The following is a 23649-nucleotide window of genomic DNA, read 5'->3' on the forward strand; positions in this document are numbered from 1 at the left end:
GGTGATTCAGATTTTTACCTCATAAAGAGAGGTACGTTTGTACCCCAAATTTTTGGTAACTTTTGGTAGGTGATTTTTCTTTATGAAAAACAAGTATATAATTTTAGAGTATTCCCCGTACGCACGGGGCTAAACCGCGATTGGTAATGTACCTGACCTGATAGTATTGGTATTCCCCGTACGCACGGGGCTAAACCGTGGATGCTCACCGGCAGCACAGAGATTGTGGAGTATTCCCCGTACGCACGGGGCTAAACCGCGATATCGATAGACTGGGCCGTGACTCTGTGAGTATTCCCCGTACGCACGGGGCTAAACCGTGGAGATGCTTATAATGACTATCGAACCAACAGTATTCCCCGTACGCACGGGGCTAAACCGGTATTGGCCATCCCGCCCAACGCGTCGTATGCGTATTCCCCGTACGCACGGGGCTAAACCGATGTAAAAAGCTATTTTAACCTTTCTCCAGGGGTATTCCCCGTACGCACGGGGCTAAACCGAAATATTCATCTCTGCTTGAATACGCAATGATGTATTCCCCGTACGCACGGGGCTAAACCGCATTAATGTAAACATCACACCTTTCACCGCTCGTATTCCCCGTACGCACGGGGCTAAACCGTCGGGTGCCTGGTACCTGCGCTGTCATCGTCTGTATTCCCCGTACGCACGGGGCTAAACCGTGACGAATGTTGCTGATAGAGCCAACAGTGTCGTATTCCCCGTACGCACGGGGCTAAACCGGTAACTATAAGTACAAGCGAAGGGGCTATTGCGTATTCCCCGTACGCACGGGGCTAAACCGCCATGGTTTATCTTCAATTTTCGCACGAAAAGGTATTCCCCGTACGCACGGGGCTAAACCGGTGTCGCGCCAAATGCGGGATTTCACCATTGGGTATTCCCCGTACGCACGGGGCTAAACCGTGTTATGAGCAAATCATTGAAATGCGCCGTTCGTATTCCCCGTACGCACGGGGCTAAACCGTGTGGTGTATATTTGCATTTATGCAAAATTTAGTATTCCCCGTACGCACGGGGCTAAACCGCAACCGTGATTAAGAAAAGGACATAAGATGACGTATTCCCCGTACGCACGGGGCTAAACCGCGCTGCTGGGGAGTGCATGGCAGCACACCATCGTATTCCCCGTACGCACGGGGCTAAACCGGTCGATTGCGTTGCAGATAGTTTGTGCAACTCGTATTCCCCGTACGCACGGGGCTAAACCGATTGTCAGTGACAGCATTGAAGCCCGTCACCTGTATTCCCCGTACGCACGGGGCTAAACCGCAAACATCAACCATCGGACTGGATTTAGCCAAGTATTCCCCGTACGCACGGGGCTAAACCGTACACTGTCAGTCAAATAGTAGAGGTAAACCGGTATTCCCCGTACGCACGGGGCTAAACCGTAGGTTAACCATTGATTTGATAATGTTGTCACGTATTCCCCGTACGCACGGGGCTAAACCGTCTTTCAGTTAAAGAAAAAACAGGTGGTTTTAGTATTCCCCGTACGCACGGGGCTAAACCGGTTATATCGTTGGGGCAAACCGCAGCATCAGTGTATTCCCCGTACGCACGGGGCTAAACCGACCTGAAAATGCTGGCGCACCGTGCCAGGCTGGTATTCCCCGTACGCACGGGGCTAAACCGTCTTGCCGCGCAAAGTCGGGGTGCGGGCGGGCGTATTCCCCGTACGCACGGGGCGAAACCGAGAAGGCATTGCAGGCCAAACTGGACGCGGCCGTATTCCCCGTACGCACGGGGCTAAACCGCAAAAATCTCGAAGACTTGAGAGATCTGATAAGTGTTCCCCGTACGCACGGGGCTAAACCGACCTTCTCAGCAGAGGCGTAAAATGTCGTTGCGTATTCCCCGTACATACGGGGTTAAGGGTTTTGCTAAGCATTTTCCCCCTGCAAGGCGCTGTTTTGCTTACTTCTAGTGTATTTTTAGGGGTTTTATTAAATAACTGGCTATTTGCCGAAAAATCAATACAATGTCGCGCTCATTTTTAGGTACATATTTAGGATTGATATGAAGCAGTTACCTTCTTTGGCCGGTTTGGCTTTGTTGTTGTGTGGTACGAGTGCCATGGCAGAGCAAGCTCAGGCGGTAAATTATGATTATGTTGAGGCGGGTTATAAACGTCACAGTGAAAGCTCGGACTTGTCCCTTGGTGGTATGCAACTCACCCTCAGTAAACGCGTCAACGAGTTTTACTTCGAACTAAATGCAGAGCAGTTTGAAAGAAGCGGTCCTGAAGTTGACCTTTTTGAAGGCTTTGGCACCATGTATTCAAATGACGAGTATGAACTGAATCAGTATCGTCTGGGTGGTGGCTTTATCTTCGACCTGGACACTGCCTCAACGATTGATGTGGGTTTGTTGCTTGGTAAACTGGAGCTTGATTACCGCTCTGAATATTGGACCAAGCGCAGCGATGGTTCAAACTCGGACTTGCGTTATGCCAGTAGCTCCAGAGATGTAGATTTTTGGGACCTGCGTGTTCAATATCAGAAAGTCTTTTTTGAAAATTTGGCGTTCAAAGCCGCAGTGGGCTACGAACATTTGTCAGGCGAAGCGCCTAATAGTCTGTACGGTTTGCTGGCTGTGGGCTATCACTTCAATGAAGCCTGGTCTGTGAACACGGAATATCGCTATGTGGATGAGTATCGCAACTGGGGTGTAAACCTGCAGTACGCATTTTAATTGCTTATCAAATGAGGTCAGCCATGTTGCGCTGACCTTGCTTTTCCTTGGGTATCCGCTTTTCTCATGAACACCTGGCTGTCTGCGTTTAGCTTTCCTTCTGCCAGTTCTGTTTTGTCTCCCTATTTTATCGTCGTGTTTAAGAACACTTGCCTGTTTAATTCAGGCTTTCGGTATCCACTTAGCTTGTGTGTTTAACGGCTTATGGGCTCAGGTCCTGTGGAATCGTTACCATTGTGGAACTGTAATGCGAGGGTGTACATTAAAATAAGATAGCAGGAGGGGCCCTGCTATCTTGTTGGTATGACAATGCGTTCGCTAAGTATTTGCTTTATTTGAGCTCTATCTGTACTTCTATCCATGCGTCGGGCGTACCGACAGTGCCGCCTTTGCGGGTCGGTGTGATAGTAAATCCGCCCCAGTGATCGGTATAGCTCTGACCTATGATCAACTCAGAGTCGGTTTGGTCATCGCCCCACCAGCCGGGTGTTTTGGAGCCCGGGGTCATATCCAGCAGATAGGAAGTGGTTTTCCAGAATCGCTCATCAGTTTCATTTTCAAAATAGCCTTGTAAGTTGATCAGCACGCCGTTTTGCGTATCGGTATACCGGTCGTGGGAGGTACGGTATTCCAGCCAGTAAGTGTATTTGCCATTGCCAGACTTTAAGCGCAGGCCAATGTATCCCTGGTTATTTGCGGCCTGGTCAAAAGCATAAATACGGTAGGTACCCGAGGCATTAATCACCGGCACTTCACTGTCGGTTAGCCAGCCAAAAAAGTGTTTGTACAACAAGTTGTATGCCTGTAAAGAGTGAGCGCCCATGCCCATCATGCTGTACACATTGCCATAGTTCAGGCTCTCTGTGTCGTAATCACCCACGCCGATGACTTTACCCGGACCTGCTTCCAGCGCTTTGGCATGGCGCAGTCCCAGTGCGTGTCCCAGTTCGTGCGCAATCACACCTGTTGTGTGGTGGTAAAGCGAAATACTCGGTGGCGCGGCACTGGAGTTAAAGTTGCCTACCTGGGGTGCCACCATCATCACCACCTGGGCATTGCCCGGGGCATCCGGGTCAACACCCAGTGCTCTGATCTGGCTTTTCCACAGGGCGGTCCAGCCATGGAAGTCGTTGTCATAGGTGCTCTTAGGCTGATTGATGTGAATGATGGGCGTACTGGTGTCGTAAGTGACATTAAAACGGCCATAAGACTGCTGATCGTAGTAAGTGGTGACACCTTGTAAGTCACTTTCCATAGTCGGCCATGTCAGTGAGGTATCGCTAAACTGAAAGCGATATACCTGAATATTGACATGATCGTATGGGTACCCGTCGTTGCCACCCGGGGGCTCTGTTGGCGGCTCTGTGGTATCTGTGGTTCGACAGGAAGTAGCGCCCAGATCGACCACAATAGAGCTACCACTGTGGCTGCCATCCAGTGTGATATAGCCCCAATACGAAGCGGGGCGTTTCAGCACAATACATTCCTTGTTGCCAGATGTGGAGGAGTTGGGATCGCTGCCGTCCAGCCTGGGCCAGCCACCGCTGCGGGCATACAGGTTGAGGTCACCAGTGCCGTAAGCGGTACTGATGGCAACGTTGTCATAGTTGTCCAAATTCGCCACGCTCAGGTAGGTGCGTGAGCTGGTTGGCAGACAGACGGTTTCTCCATCTTGCAACGTCCTGCCGGTGAAGGGGGCTGAAGTGGCGCATTTATCTTCCAGCTGGGCTGCGATAGCCGGGCCATTGAGCGAAACAAGCAGTGGTATGCACCACGAGTGTTTAACCAGATTCATCGTTTTTTCCTTTACAGTTGTTGTATTAACCGCATGTATGCGGTTTTGAGTGGCCCGGACATGCTGCGCTCGAATTTACATTTAATCCTTAATAAACAATTGGATAAATAAATGCTTTAGCACGTGTGCGGATCCAAACCTGTGTCTTCTGTATGTAAAATAAACAGAAGAGGAATAAATATATTATATTTTATACAATATTCAAGTGCTCTTTGATGTTTGTCAGCACGGTAACGACCCGGGAAAAAGAAAATCAAAAAATGCTTTACCTCAACCTAGCTTGAGATTTTATCTTGGCTGCACATCAATAAAGGAGTCAGGACATGAAACAGTTCACGGTTAATCATTTATCGTTTAGCGCGCAGGTACTGCGGTTGTTCAATGGCACAATGCAAAATAAATAAGGAGACATATTATGTATCTGGAACACGTAAATCTGGTTGTTGACGATATCGAGCAGATGTTAAATTTTTATCAGGCTGCTTTTCCGCATTGGCGTGTACGTAGCGAAGGAAGCGGCAGTTGGCACGGCAAACCCAGAAACTGGTTACATTTTGGCGATGATTATCACTATCTTGCCTTGAGCGATCACGGTGAGGGCAGTAATCGGGAGCTGAGTGGTCATTCGCTGGGGCTGGCGCATTTTGCCTATGTGGTACAGTCGGTTGACAGGGTGGTTGCGCGCCTGGTCCAAGCCGGGTATGCCGTAGATAAACAGGGGACCCAGCATCCGCATCGCAAGAATGTGTACTTTATTGACCCGGCAGGATTTGAAGTGGAATTTGTTGAATATATGAGTGATATACCCGCTGAGCGTAACAGTGATTAATATTTCGATAAATCGGTACGAGACTTTACAAAAAATTTACTTTATTATCGGTGGTCAGAAAGGGTTCTATCAGAGGCTGCCGGGATGGCGACGGTCAACATCATTCCAAAACCAGAGTGGGTGCTCAACCATCAGCATCAGCAGTTGCATAGTGGTCAGCGTGTTATCTCGCTGGATGATAAGCAATATGCGCTGCTGACATTGCTCATGACACATGCCAGTCAGGATGTGACGAAAGAGCAGATCTTTAATACTTTGTGGCCGGGTCGGGTAGTGAGTGAAGACGCCATTTATGTCACTGTGAATGGTCTGCGTAAGTTACTGGGCGACAGCGTTAAACAGCCCATGTACATTAAAACGGTGTCAGGAGTTGGCTACCGCTGGGTGGGCCCAAATATAGGCGAAGACAAGCCCTTGTTCTCAGGGGCTGTGATGATCCTGGCCGCCATTTGCTTGCTGGGCGTGGTGCTGTTGGCCAGCCAGTTTCGCCAATTGTCGACACCTGAGCCCATGTCGCCCGAACAGGCAGAGCAATTTAAAAAAGCACGCTATTTACTGAATCACGATCCCGCTGCCATTGACCAGAGTATCGCTTTGTTACAGCAACTGACACTCAGGCGCACTGATCTGACGGAGCCGCAAGTGTGGCTGGCAGATGCCTATTTACGTCAGCTACTGGACGACCCGCAACGCCATGCCCGTAATCGTAATCGTGCCAATGCCTTGCTCCAAGCAGTGCTGGCCAAGTCACCTGAACATCTGAAAGCCAATTTGCTGATGGCTCAACTGGTCATGCTGATCGACTTTGACCCGCACGCTGCAAGGCGTTACTTCAGGGCTGCTTTACCCCATGCCGAAGGGCATCACTGGTACGGGCAATACCTATTGGCGAGAGGGGATTTTCAGGGCGCGCTGGAACACATTGAGCAGTATCGGTTGCTGGAGCCAAACGGGTATTCCAGTGAGAGTGTAGCCTGGGTCTATACCATGAGCCAGCGTCACGAAGCCGCATTGGATGCACTGCTGAAATTACAGCCTTACAGCGACAGCAATCGCTTTTATCACACGTGTTTACGTACTGTGTACGAACAACTCGGAGAGCATGATGACGCATTTGCGCAGATGAAATGGGTTATGCAAGACGCAGGTTACAGCTCACAGCTCATGTTGCAGGTTGAGTCGGTATTCAGGCGTGAGGGTTTGCCCGGTGTGTATCGTTGGTTGCTAACCGAAGATCCCCTGCGTGCAGAGATTGGTCATTACACGCCGCCCATTTCCCTGGCACGTTACGCGGTCATGGCGGGTGAGCCTGAAATCGCTGTGAATTACCTGAATCAGGCTTTTGAGGCGCGTCAGTACGCCGTACTGTGGGCAGCGGTGGATCCGGTGTTTACGCCATTGCATGAGTACCCCCCGTATCAGCAGTTCGTCCAGCGACTGGGGATCATTGCCCATTAAACACATAATACCAATTTCACTTAATACCTGGTCTATTTGAAGGAGCAAATAGGACGCTAACAGCGTTAAAAATTTCTCATTTAGAGCAACTAAATAGCAAAATTTTTGCCTTGTTATCGACCCTATTTTCTCGCCTCAAAATAGACCACTTAATTTAGCAAATTGGTATAAAAAAAGCGCCCGATGGCGCCTTTTTTGCCTAAGCAGTGTGGTTTAACGCATTAATCTGGTGCGACTGCGAGCTGGTAACAGCAGAGCCATTGCCATCAGTAACCAGGCCATACTACCACCTGAGCCACCCTCACTTTTTGCAGTGCTGGCGGTGTTGGTCGTGCTGCTGGCATTGCCAGTGTTTGATGTGGTGTTTTCGTCGGTTTTAGTTTCCGTTTCTCCACCCTCACTGTCACCGTTGCCACTATCCTGTTCCCCATCGTCTGGATTTTTTTCAGCATCTGAGTCGTCGCCCTGATCGCTGGCTTGCTCTGACACATCAAATTGCAGAATGTGGGTTGTGATGGCGCCTTGCACGTTGACTGCACTGAAAGGCAGTTGATACTCACCGGGCTCTGTGAATGTTATGGTAAGAGTCGAGTCAGACAAAGTCATGTCTCCCACAACGTCATTGACTGCGACTGCCAGAGCGTCGGTAACCAGGGTTTTCAGATCCACGGTGTGTGCTTCATTCTGCGTGACTTCAATCAGCAAGCTGTCTATGGCCTGGGGACCCGGGACATAGCTATTGAGCACAGAAAAAGTAACGCTTCTCTGATGGATATCCATGACATCAACCGCAATCGTCGTGTCGTACAGCTCAGTGCCGTCAAAGTGCATAATGCCTTGTTCAGATAAGGTCAGTCCTAGTGGTAAATTCTCCGCTGCAAACGTCAGTTTGCCCTGGAGTGCGGCGTTAAACAGCTCATTGAGGTCAAATTCTGCTTCAACACCCTGCAAGGTGGTAATGTCCAGTGTACCGGAAAGTGGTTTAAGTGCTTCACCGATAAAGACACTGCCCTGACCATAAAAATGCAGCAGCTGGTCTTTTGCTGTGTAACTTCCATCGTAGCCAGTATAGTCACCCACTTCAATCAGGCTGTCGTCAACCGATGCATCGAATACAAAGACCTTATCGTCCCTTTGATCGACAAAAAGGACCATCTGCTCGGCACTGAGTGAGTGTGGCGGTGCGAGTAGTGCACCTGGCAGACTGGCTTCTTCAATCAGTGTATTGTCTTCAATTTTGAATAGTTTAATGGTTTTTGTGTCCAGATAGCCGCGGACAGTTTCCACAATCAGGCGATCGTTGAGCATGTAAGCCGCCAGGTTACGTTCAAAAAGGGCGCCCGAGTCAAGTGGGCCAAAAGGTGTGGCGGTGTAAGCGAGTTCATTACCAGTGTATTCATAGTGTGCCAATTGCTTGTTGTCTCTGTCGAAGATATGCAGCTGGTTATTTTTAGAGATAAAGTCGGCCCCGCTATCACCAAAGAACCTAAAATCAATTGGCGTTTCCAGCGGTTGAGTAAACTTATGTGCAAAGCCCGCTTCCGTTCTGGTGAAGACAAACATAGAGGTGCCGTCAATGAGTATAAAGTCTGTATCATTCAGTGCAATGGCTTTATACCAGCGCTCAAGAGGGAGTTTGTCAGCCAAAGTCAGCGTGCCGCTGGTCGAATGCAGGGTTTCCTCATCGCCCTCTACACTGTAACGAATAAATTGGTCTTCATTCAGCGCCACCACTTCTTTGCCCAGTGCGAACCAGGCCTGACAAGCGAATCTGCATTCAGCGGTTGTATCTAATGTCAGCGGGCTTTCAGACACGAAAGTCTGGCCAAGCTCAGGGGTTAAATGGGTGTGTGTCAGCAGTGTGCGATTGTAATTCAGACTGCTGTGCTCTCCTAAAGGCAGGTTCACATTGCCATTGCCTGCTGTTTTTACGCGCCCTTGCTCTATTGGCCGAGTGATGATCTCAACGTCATTGATATTTGAGAGATCAACAACACTGATATCTCCGCCAGAAACAAGCAGCCTGTTGCCGTCCGGGTTGATATCGTTGATTGTGTCGATGGCAGAGTTACACAGCAATGGCGTGGCCGTATAGGTATTGGTGTCGTTTAAATTCAGGGTATGTAAGCAGTGCAAAGTACGGGCAATGATGTGATCCGCAGTCGGATGTACATTATGAGCCGTGATATTAAGTCCAAACATAGACGCATTCGCAAGGAGGGTGACGTCACTGACGTTATTATCTGCATCCAGGTCTAACGCGATGGTTTCTGTCCAGTTATGTACCAGCAGGCGATGATTAATGGTGTCCAGCTTGCTCATTATGCGGTCTTGACTGCCAAAATCAAAGTCCTGTTGTAGCGTGAGTTCAAACCCTTGTGCACTTTGTTTATATACAAAGAGGGTTTGTGGTGATATCGCGATTATCAGTTCCTGCTCTGGGTAGCTGTGAAATGCGATTTCGTGAGGTGGGGTTGGGTTGTTGAGGGTTGAGCGGCTTTGTTGCGAAAAGCGGTCGTTGGCTTGATCCCAGTAAAATACGGTGCGAACAAAGGTGTTTTCCTCTGTCTGACCATACAAAATATAATGGCCATCCTGAAAATCAAGTTCGACAAATGTCATTGCTTCGGGTGGCGTATTGAAGTTGATCTCTGTTATGAGCGCAAGTGAAAAGTCTGTGTTGATCTGCCAGATTTTTGCAATTTCATTATGTCTGTCAATTGACAGTAGTTTGTTACCATCGTCAGATAGCTCATATTCAACAACAATGTTTGTCGGTTCAACGAAATGTGATTTTGGGTATTGGCGTTTAAAGGTAATGCCCTGGTTGTCGACGTGGTAAAGCGAAATGCCTTCAGTACCTTCATCAAACAGGGTTGTGCCTGCAAGTTTTGAGACACCAATAGACCCCTCGTAAGTCACGTATTCATGCTCAGCTACTTTATAGGCACTGAGCTGACTGATATCTAGGTTTGCGTGGGTTGTTCCTATCATACCCAGCATGCTTAGCATGCCAACCGCGAAATACTGCATTTTATTTCTCCATAAAAAATTCCACACCATATTACAGTATGAAAAGATAACATCAACCAAAATGGGTACAAGCAAGAAGCGTCCGCGGACTGTCCGCTGTCCGTCCGGGATTGATATGATTTTTATAATGCATTGATTTTATTGTGGTTAATTTTGGTATGTAAACTGCAATCAGTAACCATGACGACAAACAACAAATACAATACAAAGGATACCGATATGTATACGAATACCGCGCCCATTTCTGCCCAGGCTCCTGAACAGCACACTAAGGGCGTAGTTGCCTGGTTCCGACGCCGGTTAAGTTCTTCACTGGTTAAAGCCGTGGTGCTGATGCTTGGTACCCAGGTTGTTCAGGCACAAGAGACACTGGGGCATTTCTCTGAGCGATACAGTGCAGAACAAATTCAGGCGGATATTGATCAATGGACGCACTGGGTGCATGCCACACACCCGAACCTGACGCACAGTATTCATGATATTGATGCGTTTTATGCCCGGCTGGACGCATTGCGTGACACGCTGGACAAACCGATGACCGGTGAACAGGTATGGCGTGAGTTTGCCAGCCTCAACGGTATGATGGCGGATGGCCACCTGAGCATTGGAGATGGTACCAATGCACAGTGGCGAAAGTGGGTCACGCAGGGGATAAACTTGTTTCCGTTTGAGGTTTCTGTGAGTGAGCATGGTCTGAGCGTTGTCAGTGAACTGGGTGGTGCCCCATCGGCTCATGACGGAAAATACATCACCGAAATTAATGGCGTACCGGCGACTGAAGTGGTGGCAACTTTGCTGGAGCGGATTGAAGGTGATAACCTGGCGTTTCGCGGTGCCTTACTGGCACGCCGATTTGCTATGACCTACCGGCTGATGTACGGTGCTGCAGACGCATTTACACTAACGCTCGGCACGGGCCAGACGGTGCAGGTTGCCGCACTGAATAAGGCGCCCAAAAGTATCAGGCAACGCACATTCGAAGAAAACTTTAACCTCAAACTGCTCGACAATCAGCAGGCCATTTTAACCATTAAGCAGTTTGGCTGGGACGACCCGGATACCTATTTTCGCTTTATGGCGGACACATTTGCTCAGTTGAACCAAGCGCAGACTCAGCATCTGATGATAGATATTTCTGACAATACCGGCGGGGATGATATTTTCTGGAAACAGGGCGTACTGAAATATATCGCCACTCAACCTTACCGTCATGGCTCGACCTATCAGGTGCGAATTCTGCAGAAGTATCGTGATCCGGGTGAGGTTGTCGGCTCCGTCGTGTCAGGGGAGTTGACCAAGATGACGCAGCCAGAAGAGGATAAAAGTGTGCACTTTAAAGGTAAGGTGAGTGTGTTGACCGGACCTTTGACCTACTCATCATCCGTACTGTTTGCAAACACCATTCAGGACTATGGCCTGGCGACTTTGGTGGGCACGCCAACCGGTGGTCGCAGCTCGCAAAGTGGCGGGATCCAGTTTCTGACGCTCAAGCATACCGGGATACGTGCCGTTGCACCGCGCTTTATCCTGGACCGTCCGTCAGGTAAAAAACAAATGACACCAGTACAACCGGATACTGAGGTTGCTCAGCAGGGCCTGAGTAAAGCCCAATGGGTGGCCACAGCGCTGAATGCATCCCGCGCTCTTTAAGATTGGGTCATCCAGTTGTTTATGAGAGCCTGATTATGCGGCCACAACAGCCGCATTTTTGATTTCGAAACTTGATACCCAGAGTCTTTATTATTATTTGCACAATTTTGCGTGATGGTATGATGACAATATTAAAAAAGACTAAATTAAGTTTGACCTAAACTTAACTTGAGGAATTAGTCTGGCCGCAATAAAAATAACGATACTAGGGAAAAATATGGATATAAGTAGTTTACCAATGCAGTTTTCGCGCTTTACGCCTTTAGTCTGGGTGATGTTGATTGGCAATTTTTTTGTTCGCGCCAGTTACTATATGGTGTGGCCGTTTCTGGCGGTGATGTTGTATGAAAGTTATGGCCTGAGTGCCACTGAGGTCGGGCTGTTGTTAACGGGTTCAGCCACACTGGCCGTGTTTTTGGGGTTTTATACTGGCAATCTGGCAGATCGATTTGGCCGCACTAAAATGCTCTATGTGGCAGTGCTGGTAGGGGTGGGGTCTTTTACCCTGCTGGCCCTGGCTAATGCGTTATGGCTGTTTGCCGTCGCGGTGTTTCTGGCTTGTATGCCACGTACATTATGGGAAGCACCGAGCAAAGCTTTGCTAACTGAGGAGCTGGCTAACCCCAAAGACCGGGAGCTGGCACTGCATTTACTGTACTTTTTGGTCAATGTAGGGGCTGCGCTGGGCCCGCTTTATGGCCTGTGGGCGGGCCTCAATGGTGAGCAGTTTAGTTTTATTTATACTGCGGTGTCTTATCTGGGGCTGCTGGTGGCGCTGGTGTATTTCCGGCCTAAGAGTGGCAGTACCGTGCAGGCTACTCAGTCTGCGCCTAAGTTCTCTCAATGGCTGAAAATACTCAATAAAGACAGTACCTTTTTGGTGGTATTAGTGGCAACGACGCTGGTGTACTTTGTTTATGCGCAGTGTGATACCAGCCTGGTGCAATACCTTACCCGCGCTGAGGTCCCTGAGCTTGCCTGGTTGATCTCGGCGGTGATCATTACTAATTCCACCGTGATCATTGTTTGCCAGTTTCCGCTGTTACACCTGATGCGCAACTGGCGCATAGAGCACAGGCTGTATCTGGGCGGCGCGATCCTGGTAGTCTCGCAAGTGATGATGGCCCTGAATGATGTGCACAATACCTGGGGCTGGATAACGGCGATGATTGTGCTGAGCCTGAGCGAAGCGATTATGTTCAGCAATATCAATGTGTATGTAGACAGGCTGGCGCCTGATAACCTGAAGGCAAGCTATTTTGGTGCGGCAGGTTTGTGTTCATTAGGGTATGCGTTTGCGCCCATTTTAGGCGGCCTGGTGCTGGATTTATCGAGCGGGGTAATGTTATTTGTGCTGACAACGCTCACCTCCTTCGCGGCCCTGGCGTTTTATAAAGTGGCCGAACTTAAGCTAAAAGCCACCCCTCGCACAGTGTCTGACGTGTAATGAGCCAGAGCGGCTGCAACATGCAGTCGCTCCGTTAAATTCTTAGCGCTTTTGGCTTGATAAGTAAGGACAGAATGACAGTCATGCCCTGCGATTCTGGTTGTGGTTTGGATCTGGAAGCAGGCAAAAGGCAAAAGAAAACGGCCCCTGACTGATTTATCAGTGCATCGAAGGCCGTTTAAAGTGGTACTAAAAAGGATGAGCGCTATTGGAAGCGATCAGACTTCGTTGCTGCAACCAGCACCGGTACAAGCATTGTTTTCAGCGTTAGTGCCACAGTATTTTTTTCGTCTGTAATTTGCATGTACTTGCCACCTGCCACATTGGGCGTCTGCATTATTGGCAGGGTTTTAGAGTTTCCGGACAGGACCTTGATATGGTTTTTGTTCAGCTTTAATTTCATTGTTTTAATTCCTTTAAATCTCAATTAGTTTGCCACCCTGGGCACTGCCAAAGTAAAGCTTGCTGAGACCAGGCGGCAGCATCTTGTTTTGCAAAATTAAACACCATCCAGCGTGATGCAGGAAGGTGATGCAAACACCAAAAGATCAATGATTGCTACTTCAACTTATTATGGTTTGTAATATTGTGTCAGCATTAACTTAACATTATTGCCATTTCTTTAGTCGGGATCAGATACTTGTTTCGGTGGTTTCGCGATAGCACAAGTTGACAAAAACACACTGACCAGGCGGTCAGTGTGCTGCGAAGTGCGCTTTGAAATTAGCGCACTTCGCTGGGTCAGTTAGTCCCCATAGCACCGCAATGCGCCGTCCTGTTCAGTTGGGCTGAGTAGCGCTGAAAAACGGGTTACCATGGTGGTTATCATAGCGTCAGACAAAGCGCCTTCGACATAATGCCAGTTCATCACCAGGTTCTCACCAGATTGCACTGCCACGATATTGAGTGGCACCCGACGTGAAACCCCCATATTTTTTATCACATCTTCCTGATCACCGTGGTCTTCGGGTTGCAGCGTAAAGCCATCAAAATCGAGCGCCAGCAGTTGATTACTGTTGGTAATGTAATTGAGTTTGAAGTAGGGCAGATATTCGGTTAGCGAGGGCTGGTCAATAACCTGGGTGAACTCGGGCACACATTCATTGTAGATTTTGGCCACGCCTGAGGCGACTGAGGCACTGAAATCAAGCGTTTCATCGGGCTTAACCAGCAAAGGGGCAACTTTATATAGCGGCCCTATCATGTCACGGGTTTCCCGGGAAGTACGGCCGGTGAAGGTCACCGCCATCAGGATCTCGGGTGTTATCAGGTGTGCTGAAAATACCTGACACAGGGCGCCGATCAGTGACTGGATCTGGCTGACCCCGGTTTGTGTGGCGGATTGCTCAAAGAATCCTGCCAGCGTGCAAGACTGGGTATGGTAAAGCGAGGGTGTCCAGAGGGCACCGTTCAGGTGTTTGAACCTGGGATAAGGTGAATGGCGCTTAAACTCGGCCTGATAGTCACTGACAATTTGCTTACCCTCAGTTGATGCGAAGAAACGCTGTTCCTCCCAGGCATAGTCAAAAAAGTCCACCGATTGTGCGTCGGGCGTATTGTCTGCATGCTGATCATAATACCGCTTTAGCTCACTTATGATATTAATGTTGGAAACGGCATCGGTGATGATGTGATGAATGTTTAACAGCAGATACTGCTGCTGGTGTCCTAAGGTGAGTAGCTGTACACGGATAAGCTCACCCTGTTCGAGCGCAAAACGATGACTTTTTTGTGCACTACAGAGTAATTCAAGCTCATCAAGTGCTGCTTGTTGGTCCAGATCGCTCAGATCGATGTGCTCAAATGGATTGCTCACGTCGACGTCATTGCTGCAACACCACAGCGTATCATCGCGCATCTCAAAGCGGCTGTTAAATAGCTCAGTGCCTGACACCAGTTGCGCAAAGGCCTGACGCATGCGGTTTGGACAAACGGCGCCCTGTACAACAAAGCACTGAAACATATTGTACAGATTGCCCTGTTGCCACTGTCGAAAAATATTACTTTGTGTGAAGGTTGCTGGCGCACTGGTTTTGCCCAGTTTTCTGACTTTCTGACCCGGAGCGGCAGGCATTGAAGACGAGCTCTGTCCGGCCTGAATAAAGGCGGCAATAGTCGTTACGCTGGGGTTAGCAATAAAATCATCGGTATTCAGTTGCAGACCAAAGGTTTCGGACAGATGGGTCAGATAAATAATGATACTCAGCGAATCCATGCCGCAAGTGCGCAGGTCCTCATCCAGGGTGCGGGGGTGAACACCACATTTTTGCGCCAGTACTTGCAAAACCTTCTGCTCAACCTGACTTCTCTGATGAGCATGATTATCCTGTTCAGGCGCGCAGATCTGCTGCATTTGCTCAAACTCGGCCAGCAGCGCTCTGGTATCGACCTTACCGTTGGCGGTTCTTGGAAAACTGTCGAGTGGTACCAGAGTGTCCGGGACCAGCCAGTTTGGGGCGTCATCGAGCAAGGTTTGCCTGACATTCAGTGAACTCAGATTAGCTCGATGGCCAGATAAGGTGACAAAGGCCAGTAAACGCATAACACCGTGGCTGCGGTACGTGGTCGCACAGGCATCTGCCACACCATCGATGGCCATAAGCAGCTTTTCTACTGTTTTAAGGTTAACAAAGCGGCCGCGAACTTTGACTGAGTCATCTTCCCGGCCACTGAAAAGCAGTCTGCCATTGGTCAACGTGGCGATACGATCCCGGCTGTTGAAAAACAAGCCAGAGCTGGCGGACGCTGGTAAGTGCACAAAACGTTCTGCACTGAGTTGTGGTGCCTGAATATATTCGAGTGCCACGCTGGACCCGCCAATATAAAGGGTTCCCAGGTTATCTCCGCTCAGCGCTCTATTTTGGCGGATCGCCAGTTTGACATTGCATATGGGCCGACCGATGGGCACTGCATCGCCATTGGCCAGTGAGGCCAAATCATGGACGCTGTGTTGCGTAACCACATGTGTCTCGGCAGGACCATATTGGTTGATTAAAGTCGCGCCTGAGCGGTCTAAAAATGTGCGTACCTGCTCGCTCATCACCATTTGTTCGCCGGAAACAATCACCTGTTGCAAAGTGCTAAATGCATGCTCGCTAAAGCTGGCCTGCGCTGCCAGAATGTGCAGCAGGCTGGGAGTGACTATGAGCCTTGAAATTCGATTGGTGACGACATTATCGAGAATATTGGCCGCTTCTTTGCGCACATTAGATGTGGTGAGATGTAGGGTGCCGCCACAACACAAGGTGATGAGTATGGTCTGGATAGCCACATCAAACCCGAGTGCTGTGGTGTTCAGCACCTGTGCCGGCGCAGATAAATTGGGGTCCAGACGGTGATGCAAACACAAGTTTGCCAGGGTGCGTTGTGCCAGCATAATGCCTTTGGGTACACCCGTAGTCCCTGAGCTAAACACCAGATAAGCCAGTGAATCCAGGCACACAGTATGGCCATCTGTGTCGTCAGACGGGTGGTGGGACACATTACTAACAGACTCTGTGGTGACAACCTTAAACTGGCTGAGCGCACTGGCCCAGTGTGGGTCGTCGACAAGGACACAGTCCGCTTTGGCTCGGGTGAGTATGTCTTGGGCATAGCTGGCTTCGGCGTCGGCATTCAGGGGGACTATCACTCGGCCTGTGTGTAAGCAGGCCAGCATGGTTGCGACCATTTCAGCAGTGTGCTCCATCAGGACCGCCACATTGTGTTGTGGTAAGGTGTTTGCGCGCAGCCAGCGAGCAATACTTTGCTGGCGTTTTTGCAACCACAGATAACTGAACGTGCGACCTTGGTGATCACGGATAGCGATGTTTTCAGGTGTTTCTCCGATCACGGTATCAATTATCCGGGCGGGCAGATCTGCGGGAGTCAACGGCTGTGATTTACCTCGCATAATATGCCACTCCGGCTGAGAGTGGATTTCTTTAGCCCGGTTAAATTGCAAAGTTTGTTGTGCTCCCTGATGCAGCGCATGCGACAGTAATTCGCTAAGCTGTTGTAAGTGTGCAGACGTAATGTACGCGGGGTTGGCACTCAGCATCACTTCCATTGTACTGTGCTCGTTGTAAACCAGATTGACTGATATGGGATGATCATGGTCGGATTGCACCAGCATCTCACTGGCCAGGTGCACGTCTTCTATGTTGAGTAAAGCACCGGGGTTGAGGTAGTTGATCATCACATCGTATACCAGAGTGCGGGCACTGGCCGATACCGCAGCGCATTGATTAATTTCGCCAATTGGCACCTGACTTTTTCTGAACAACTGATTGAAGTCGGCTTGCAGCGATTTTACCGACTCAACAAAAGTGTCTGCGGCAGGCGGCACTATTTGTGGCAGTACTTTAGATGACATGCCATAACTGTACTGATCACGGCGTTGATGATTCAGTGCGTATCCAACGACCACCGACTGTTTAAAGTGATGCTGATAAAACTCCCCCAGTAGATGGGCAATGTAAACGTGAAAGCCCACTTTGTGTTGCTGGCAGAGATCGACCAGGGCATCTATCTGAGCATTGGGCACCGAAAAGTGTGTGCTCAGAGTATGCTTACTCGCTTGTGCTGGTGGGATATAGTCAAACATAAAATCAGGTAAGTCTTGCAAGTATGTTTGCCAGAATGTCAGGTGGCGGGCAGCGTGTTTGTGGGTATTGTCGTAGCGCATCTGTGCCAGCTCAGTGGTGATCTCCTCGACAGACATAGACAACATGGCCAGCGCTTTGCAAAACAATCGGTACAGGCTCAGCCCATCGAGCAGAATGTGGTGCGCAATCAAGACCAGGTAGTACCCGCCCTGTGCGGCTCGCCGCAGTGCTATGCGGATCAGGGCACCGTGCTTTAAATCAAACGGTTGTTGCTTGCACTGCTCGGCGAACGCTCTGGCCTGTGTCAGGCTCGTAAGCTCCGGGGCCATATCTAAGTCCAGCTCACTTTGACCGCACAGGTGGTTAAACACTAAGGTCACCTGCCTGATCAGATCCCGGGCACAGAGATCACCCTGCAAATGAAACAGGCCTCCGATGTGGTATTTCAGGGTGTCGGGGTTCAGGGCGCTGTCGGTGGCGATTTGTAACTGTTCATGCACCAGCTCGTGACAGCCCAGTTGTGAGACAACGCGAGATTTAAACGCGTTCAATGCCTGTTGTTTGGTGGTTAACTCGTTCATTTCAAATTTCCTTCTGTGGCCTTGGCCGTTTAGTCACTGCTGCCAGAACTGCCTCATCTGGTCTAATGTGTCGTGAAACGGTGCCAAAATGTTGCCAAAGCGCTCGTTCGCTTTGCTTCTTTTAAAGCTAGAAAGGAAATGCGCAAAGAATGTGGAGCTGCATAAATTATTTCATATTTTTGTCACTAAAAGTGTGAGCTCAATACCGTGTTTAATATTAAAAGTAATTAAATCATTGGGTTAATGGTTTTTTGTTGATTGAAATGAAGGTGTGAAGCCGTCATTAAGGATCTTTAAGAAGGTTTCAGAGTGTTTTCAGGACCTTTAAGCGTAGTTTGCGCCACTGTGATGACAAATTACATAAGGAGAACACCATGAACTCAACTAAAACACTCAAACAGTTTGGACTAATCAGCATGTTGGCAGTCGGGCTCAGTTATGATGCCGCTCGGACGGCATTTGCTGCCAGTGGCGATTATCTGTTTAGTTATCAGGTTAAAGGAGAAAATTGGGGTGGCATAACACTGCGCGATCATACCGCGTATTTTGGTAGTGATGATGGCCATCTGTATGCGTTGAATGTGGATCAGCCTAAGCTGGCCTGGTCTTATAAAACCGACGGTTTGGTGAGATCTAAGCCTACGATAAAACATCATCAGATCTTCTTTAGTAGCGATGATGGCTATTTATATGCACTCAATCGTTGGCAGGGTAAGTTGTTATGGCGCACCAGTCTGAATGATGCGGACGTACAGCGCATTTTGCCTGCTAACCATGCACCGTGGGAATTTGACTACAGTAAATCCAGTGCTTTGGTTCAGGGTAACAAAGTCTTTATTGGCAGTGGTGATGGTCACCTTTATGCCATCGCCAGATCGTCCGGTAAGGTGCTGTGGCGCTTTAAAACGGAAGGTAAAATTCGCGCTACACCTGTGCATCACCAGGGGCTTGTATTTATCAGCAGCTGGGATGGATCTGTCTATGCGCTGGATGCGAATACAGGTGAACGGGTTTGGCAATATGATACGCAGGGGGCATTGACGTCCAGCCCGGCCATTGTCGATGGCGTACTGGTGATTGGCTCCCGTGACACCCATTTATATGGGCTTGATCCACTCAATGGTGAATTACTGTGGAAGCAGGCTTATCCGGGTGGCTCCTGGGTGGAGTCGTCGGCAACAGCGGCTGCGGATGGTGAACATTTTTACATCGGCAGTTCAGATTCCAATTTACTCAATAAATATCACGCCCAGAGCGGTGACCTGATCTGGCAATTCGAAACCGGAGGATGGAGCTGGGGCCAACCAGTTGCCCAAAATGGCACTGTGTACATCGGCGCAACAGGCCATGATGAACCAGGCTGGTTTGCAACCCAAAGAGGCTTTTTTGCGATAGATGGCCACACAGGTGAGCAGCAATGGCAGTACCAGCCTGAGAAGATTAATGGTTTTGTTCATGGTGGTGTTTACGGTGCGCCAGCGGTCGGATATGGCAAAGTGATCGTGCCGGATTTGGATGGCTATATTCATGTTTTTGAAGAGTAGCTAACCATAACTGCAATCAAATTAGAGCCCTGAGTATATATCTCAGGGCCGATTTGAACCCACGCAATATAAGGGACGGGTTTAGTCATGCCGGGCGTTACTTTGCACTGAGGCCCATAGCAGACTACGCTTTGTGGGTTATCGACTGAAGAGTTCAGCTAATGAAAAGGCTTTTTTTCATTGGTGTGGTGGTGTTATTTCTGACAGGGGGCGTCGGGTTTGCAGGTGCCTCGCCAGAACACGAATACACCGCTTTATTTGAAAAAGGCTTACGTCACTTTAAAAAGTTAGACACTAAAAAGTGGCCCCTGTGGGGGGTCTACCAGATAGCGCAGGATGAACGCGGCCTGATCTGGTTCGCCACAGATATGGGCATATACCGGTACGACGGACACACCTTTAAACCTTTCAATCTGGATGTTGATGATCAGACTAGTATTGCCAGCAATCTGGTTAACGGTTTCTGGATGGACAGCCAGTCCCGATTGTGGTTATCACACACCTCAGAAGGGATCAGTATCTTCAACACGTTAACCGAGTCTGCTGTTCGCATTAATGCTGCGAGTACGCCGCCAAACGGCCTTGCTGGTAATGGTGTGGTTGCTATTGAGGGAAATAATCAGGGCACCGTTGCGGTGTCCAGCACATCCGGGCTGGACCTGATCTTCGAGGACAGTCAGGGGTTTAGTGTGCAAGCCGTCACCCTGCAAGGTGAGTGCGGTGCTGAGTTTAGTACTCAATACATACATACGTTACACTGGCAAAATGCACAAACGCTCTGGGTTGGGGGCGATTTTGGTTTGTGTGAACTCGCCATCCCAGGCAGAGCAAAGGTATATCAAGCACGGCAAATTGCAGCCCTGGCTGATCTGCCCGTCAGATCACTCACTTCAGGTAACGGGATGGTCTGGGTTGGCACGGCATCAGCGGGGATGTACCGCCTTAATACAGCGGAGGATACACTAACTCAAATTTCAGATAGTGTGTCTGAAACCCCTGTGGATGTTGAAGATTGGTTGCAGGTGTCTGATCAGGAAATATGGGCTGTTGCACTGCGTGTGGGCATTTTGGTGATAGACGCACAATCATTGCAGGTCAAAAGCATTATTCATACAGAAGCTGGGTTTGCGCATGCTCTGGCTTCTACTAACCCAAAGTCATTGTTTCGTGATGCCGCTGGTGTGATCTGGATTTCGACATGGGGAGATGGTGTGTTTACGCTTGACCCTGTACATACTGCGATCAGGCGATTGGTTGCGGGGTCTTCTCTCAGTAAAACGTTTAATACCAACAACATTCGTGCCATTGCTGCACTCAATAAGGCCTATCTGGCGTTTGGGACCGTGGGCGCGGGTATCACCTTGTATTCCTGGCTGGATAATGACTTTGCTCCGCTAAAAACTGGCACTGAGCTGGATGCGGCCACTGTATTTACAATTCGCACTGGGCCTGACGGGCAGTTGTGGGCTGCCACAAATGTCGGGGTGTTTGTGATTGAACCGGCCACACAAAAAGCAACTAAAATGCCGTGGCAGTTTGCTGGCAGCGCCGTCAGACGCATGGCGTTTTCAACAGATGAGGCATTTTTGAGTACCTCAGACCATCTGTTTCGCGTCAGCCTGGACGACTTTTCAATAGAAAAAATTGAGACAATTGGCAATGAGGCCGCCTCATACAAAACATTTTCAAATGTGTTACTTACAGACTCCGAGGGTAATTTGTGGATTGCGTCGCGAGCGGGTTTGTATGTGCTGCGTAAAGGAGCGCAGGCCTTGCTGGCGGTTAATGAGGAAGCACAGACGGCCAGCGGTATTAGTAAAGCCGCGACTTTCGGGGTGGCATTTCATCCAAATGGCCAGTTAATCGTGACCAATGAGCTACTACAGGGGTTTTACTATTTGGATACTCAAACCTGGCCTGTTCAGGCCAAGCAGCTGCCGTCTGAGCGTGCCGATGTGCGAGCGGGTGCCAATATCTGGGTTGATCAGCGTCAGCGCATCTGGAACGACAGCAGTATTTATTACCCTAAGTTATCGCGCTGGGACAATATCAATTCAGCTTTGGGCATTTATGCGCTGTGCTATGGCGAAGGTGGGCATCTGGTCGCTCAAACCCTGTTGCTGATTGGCTGCCCGGACGGAGTGCTCATGTTTGATACACAGCAGTGGCAGCCCTGGGTGTATCGTCCCAACATTGCGATTACGAGCGCTGAGGTGAATGGTGAGACGCGCATTATCAGTGATACACAGTTAGACCTGCCACCTGCGTCTAAAAATTTTACCATACAGTTCAGTGCATTAGATTACAAACAAACCGAGGACCTGAAGTATATGCATCAGTTGCGGGGGTTTGATGAGCATTGGCAGGATACCAAAGAACGCCGTGCGACCTACACCAATTTACCGCCGGGGGAGTATCAGTTACTGGTGAAAAGTACCAATGCGCTTGGTAATTGGGGAGAGGAGAAAACACTGCTGCAAGTCAGGCAGTTACCTGCCTGGTATCAGACTCATGCATTCTACCTGGGGTGCGTGTTGCTGTTGGTATTAGGTATCTGGGGTATCGTCAGGTTCAGAGTGCGTCGTTTACAACAGCAGACACATCTGCTGAACAGGTTGGTGAAAGACAAAACCCGGCGGCTGGAACAATTGGCGGAGATAGGTAAAGAGCTCACCACATCGCTGGACTTAGATGAAGTGATGGGCATGATGCATGAAAAAGTGACCAGTTTGCTGCATTGTGATGTCTTTTTAATTGCCGTGGTTGATCATGAGCAGGATGAACTGCATGTTGCAGGTTGTTTTGAAGATGGTGTACGTCAGGCAAGCTTTTCCTATCCTTTAGACGACTTGTCGCGGCCGGCCTGTTGGTGTGTGACACACAAAAAAGAGATATGTGTGCCCAGTCAGGACGCGCTGCAAGCGTTGCTGGGTCAGTCTCTCAAACCCCCGGTGTTTGGCAGCCCGACTGAATCCATTATTTATATGCCACTTTGGCTGCAAGATGAAGTAATTGGCTGTCTCAGCGTGCAAAGCCATCGTAAAAAAGCGTTTCGTAGCGTTGATTTACAAACACTGGCGACAATCGCAAGCTATGCAGCTGTGGCAATCGAAAATGCGCAGGCACATGCCGATTTGATCAATGCGCAGGAGCGACTGATAGAGTCTGAAAAGCTCGCCTCATTAACCCATGTGGTTACCGGGGTGGCGCACGAGATTAACACGCCGTTAGGGATTGCTTTAACTGCGATAACCGGACTGGGGGCAGGCGCCAATAGTATTTTGCAGAAACTGGCAGAAAATAAGATCAGAAAATGTGATATCAGCGATTTTGCGCAGTTAAGCCTTGAGACGGAATCTCTGACACAAAGCTCACTGGAGCGCTGCTCGCGCCTGGTCCAGGACTTTAAAAAGCTGTCTGCGGAGCAAAGCGTATCGGAACCCAGAGAGATCCAGCTTAAAACCTACCTGCAAGAGCTGATGCAGGCATTTGAGTTCACACTGGCGCAAAACAGCATAGCGATTGAAGTCTTTGGAGATGACCCAAAACTGATGACCGACCCTGGGGTTATCAGTCAGATTATCGGCTGCTTAATCAACAATGTGGTGGCTCATGCCTTTGAGTATCAGTCGGACATGCCCGAAGCGCTGGACAAGCGTGTTGACATCCAGGTGAGTGCACAAAAAAACCAGGCAACCATTATGTTTAAAGATAATGGCGTGGGTATCAATGACGACATCCAGAAACAGATTTTCATTCCCTTCTACACCACTAAACGCGGCAGCGGCAACACCGGCCTGGGGCTCAATGTCGTATACAACCTGACTAAATCCGCATTAGGAGGTGAGCTTACGGTGGAATCAGAAGACAACATGGGCACGGCTTTTTTGATCACCATTCCGATGCGCGACGCATCGGATTAATGTGTTGTTCGGTTTTGTAGTCTACTCAACCTTTTATGTCAGTCAAACGTGTATGTATGGCTGGCTTGATTGATGAACCATT

11 protein-coding genes and 1 CRISPR repeat array are annotated in these 23649 nt (G+C 49.3%); of the genes, 7 read left to right on the forward strand and 4 right to left on the reverse strand.

Translation table 11 applies throughout. The features are described 5' to 3' along the window. The first annotated feature begins 108 nt into the window (after positions 1-108). Positions 109-1845: a CRISPR direct-repeat array (repeat unit 29 nt; unit sequence GTATTCCCCGTACGCACGGGGCTAAACCG). A gap of 201 nt (positions 1846-2046) precedes the next feature. Beyond that, the gene (locus PRUB_RS22635) at positions 2047-2721 is read left to right on the forward strand and encodes a hypothetical protein (RefSeq protein WP_010379937.1); all 675 of its coding nucleotides are present in this window, start codon (positions 2047-2049) and stop codon (positions 2719-2721) included. Positions 2722-3052: 331 nt separating this feature from the next. On the opposite strand, the gene PRUB_RS22640 is transcribed toward PRUB_RS22635, so the two are convergent. Then, positions 3053-4516, reverse strand: a complete 1464-nt coding sequence (locus PRUB_RS22640) for a metallopeptidase domain-containing protein (RefSeq protein ID WP_010379939.1) — start codon at positions 4514-4516, stop codon at positions 3053-3055. A 415-nt stretch (positions 4517-4931) separates the two neighbouring features. Between PRUB_RS22640 and PRUB_RS22645 the strand changes: the two genes are divergently transcribed. Then, positions 4932-5345 (forward strand): VOC family protein, encoded by a 414-nt coding sequence (locus PRUB_RS22645; RefSeq protein WP_010379941.1) that lies wholly within the window; start codon positions 4932-4934, stop codon positions 5343-5345. An 84-nt stretch (positions 5346-5429) separates the two neighbouring features. Continuing rightward, on the forward strand, positions 5430-6803 hold the full coding sequence (locus tag PRUB_RS22650; RefSeq protein WP_010379943.1) for a winged helix-turn-helix domain-containing protein: 1374 nt from the start codon (positions 5430-5432) through the stop codon (positions 6801-6803). 213 nt (positions 6804-7016) lie between these two features. Here PRUB_RS22650 and PRUB_RS22655 read toward each other — a convergent pair whose 3' ends face one another. Beyond that, positions 7017-9836, reverse strand: coding sequence for a hypothetical protein (locus PRUB_RS22655; RefSeq protein WP_010379946.1), 2820 nt, complete (start codon positions 9834-9836; stop codon positions 7017-7019). A gap of 219 nt (positions 9837-10055) precedes the next feature. On the opposite strand from PRUB_RS22655, the gene PRUB_RS22660 reads away from it, so the two are divergent. Continuing rightward, on the forward strand, positions 10056-11486 hold the full coding sequence (locus PRUB_RS22660; RefSeq protein ID WP_010379949.1) for a S41 family peptidase: 1431 nt from the start codon (positions 10056-10058) through the stop codon (positions 11484-11486). Positions 11487-11703: 217 nt separating this feature from the next. Then, complete coding sequence (locus PRUB_RS22665; protein WP_040644422.1) at positions 11704-12933, forward strand: MFS transporter; 1230 nt, start codon at positions 11704-11706, stop codon at positions 12931-12933. A gap of 205 nt (positions 12934-13138) precedes the next feature. Here PRUB_RS22665 and PRUB_RS22670 read toward each other — a convergent pair whose 3' ends face one another. Both PRUB_RS22670 and PRUB_RS22675 read right to left on the reverse strand, forming a co-directional pair. After that, positions 13139-13336, reverse strand: coding sequence for a hypothetical protein (locus PRUB_RS22670; RefSeq protein ID WP_010379952.1), 198 nt, complete (start codon positions 13334-13336; stop codon positions 13139-13141). Between the two features lie 342 nt (positions 13337-13678). Next, positions 13679-18100 carry an AMP-binding protein gene (locus PRUB_RS22675; protein ID WP_010379954.1) on the reverse strand — a complete coding sequence of 1474 codons (4422 nt, stop codon included), beginning with the start codon at positions 18098-18100 and terminating at the stop codon, positions 13679-13681. A 374-nt stretch (positions 18101-18474) separates the two neighbouring features. On the opposite strand from PRUB_RS22675, the gene PRUB_RS22680 reads away from it, so the two are divergent. Next, positions 18475-19644 (forward strand): PQQ-binding-like beta-propeller repeat protein, encoded by a 1170-nt coding sequence (locus PRUB_RS22680; RefSeq protein WP_010379956.1) that lies wholly within the window; start codon positions 18475-18477, stop codon positions 19642-19644. A 161-nt stretch (positions 19645-19805) separates the two neighbouring features. Next, positions 19806-23567, forward strand: coding sequence for an ATP-binding protein (locus PRUB_RS22685; protein ID WP_010379958.1), 3762 nt, complete (start codon positions 19806-19808; stop codon positions 23565-23567). Positions 23568-23649 lie beyond the last annotated feature (82 nt).

Origin of the sequence: Pseudoalteromonas rubra (assembly GCF_000238295.3) — a bacterium.
In the GTDB taxonomy this organism is placed as follows: domain Bacteria; phylum Pseudomonadota; class Gammaproteobacteria; order Enterobacterales; family Alteromonadaceae; genus Pseudoalteromonas; species Pseudoalteromonas rubra.

Excerpts from the sequence above, each read along its gene's own strand:
- PRUB_RS22665 (WP_040644422.1), top strand. The coding sequence starts at position 11,704 with ATGGATATAAGTAGTTTACCAATGCAGTTTTCGCGCTTTACGCCTTTA.
- PRUB_RS22680 (WP_010379956.1), top strand. The coding sequence starts at position 18,475 with ATGAACTCAACTAAAACACTCAAACAGTTTGGACTAATCAGCATGTTG.
- PRUB_RS22645 (WP_010379941.1), top strand. The coding sequence starts at position 4,932 with ATGTATCTGGAACACGTAAATCTGGTTGTTGACGATATCGAGCAGATG.
- PRUB_RS22650 (WP_010379943.1), top strand. The coding sequence starts at position 5,430 with ATGGCGACGGTCAACATCATTCCAAAACCAGAGTGGGTGCTCAACCAT.
- PRUB_RS22670 (WP_010379952.1), bottom strand. The coding sequence starts at position 13,336 with ATGAAATTAAAGCTGAACAAAAACCATATCAAGGTCCTGTCCGGAAAC.
- PRUB_RS22655 (WP_010379946.1), bottom strand. The coding sequence starts at position 9,836 with ATGCAGTATTTCGCGGTTGGCATGCTAAGCATGCTGGGTATGATAGGA.
- PRUB_RS22675 (WP_010379954.1), bottom strand. The coding sequence starts at position 18,100 with ATGAACGAGTTAACCACCAAACAACAGGCATTGAACGCGTTTAAATCT.
- PRUB_RS22640 (WP_010379939.1), bottom strand. The coding sequence starts at position 4,516 with ATGAATCTGGTTAAACACTCGTGGTGCATACCACTGCTTGTTTCGCTC.
- PRUB_RS22660 (WP_010379949.1), top strand. The coding sequence starts at position 10,056 with ATGTATACGAATACCGCGCCCATTTCTGCCCAGGCTCCTGAACAGCAC.
- PRUB_RS22685 (WP_010379958.1), top strand. The coding sequence starts at position 19,806 with ATGAAAAGGCTTTTTTTCATTGGTGTGGTGGTGTTATTTCTGACAGGG.
- PRUB_RS22635 (WP_010379937.1), top strand. The coding sequence starts at position 2,047 with ATGAAGCAGTTACCTTCTTTGGCCGGTTTGGCTTTGTTGTTGTGTGGT.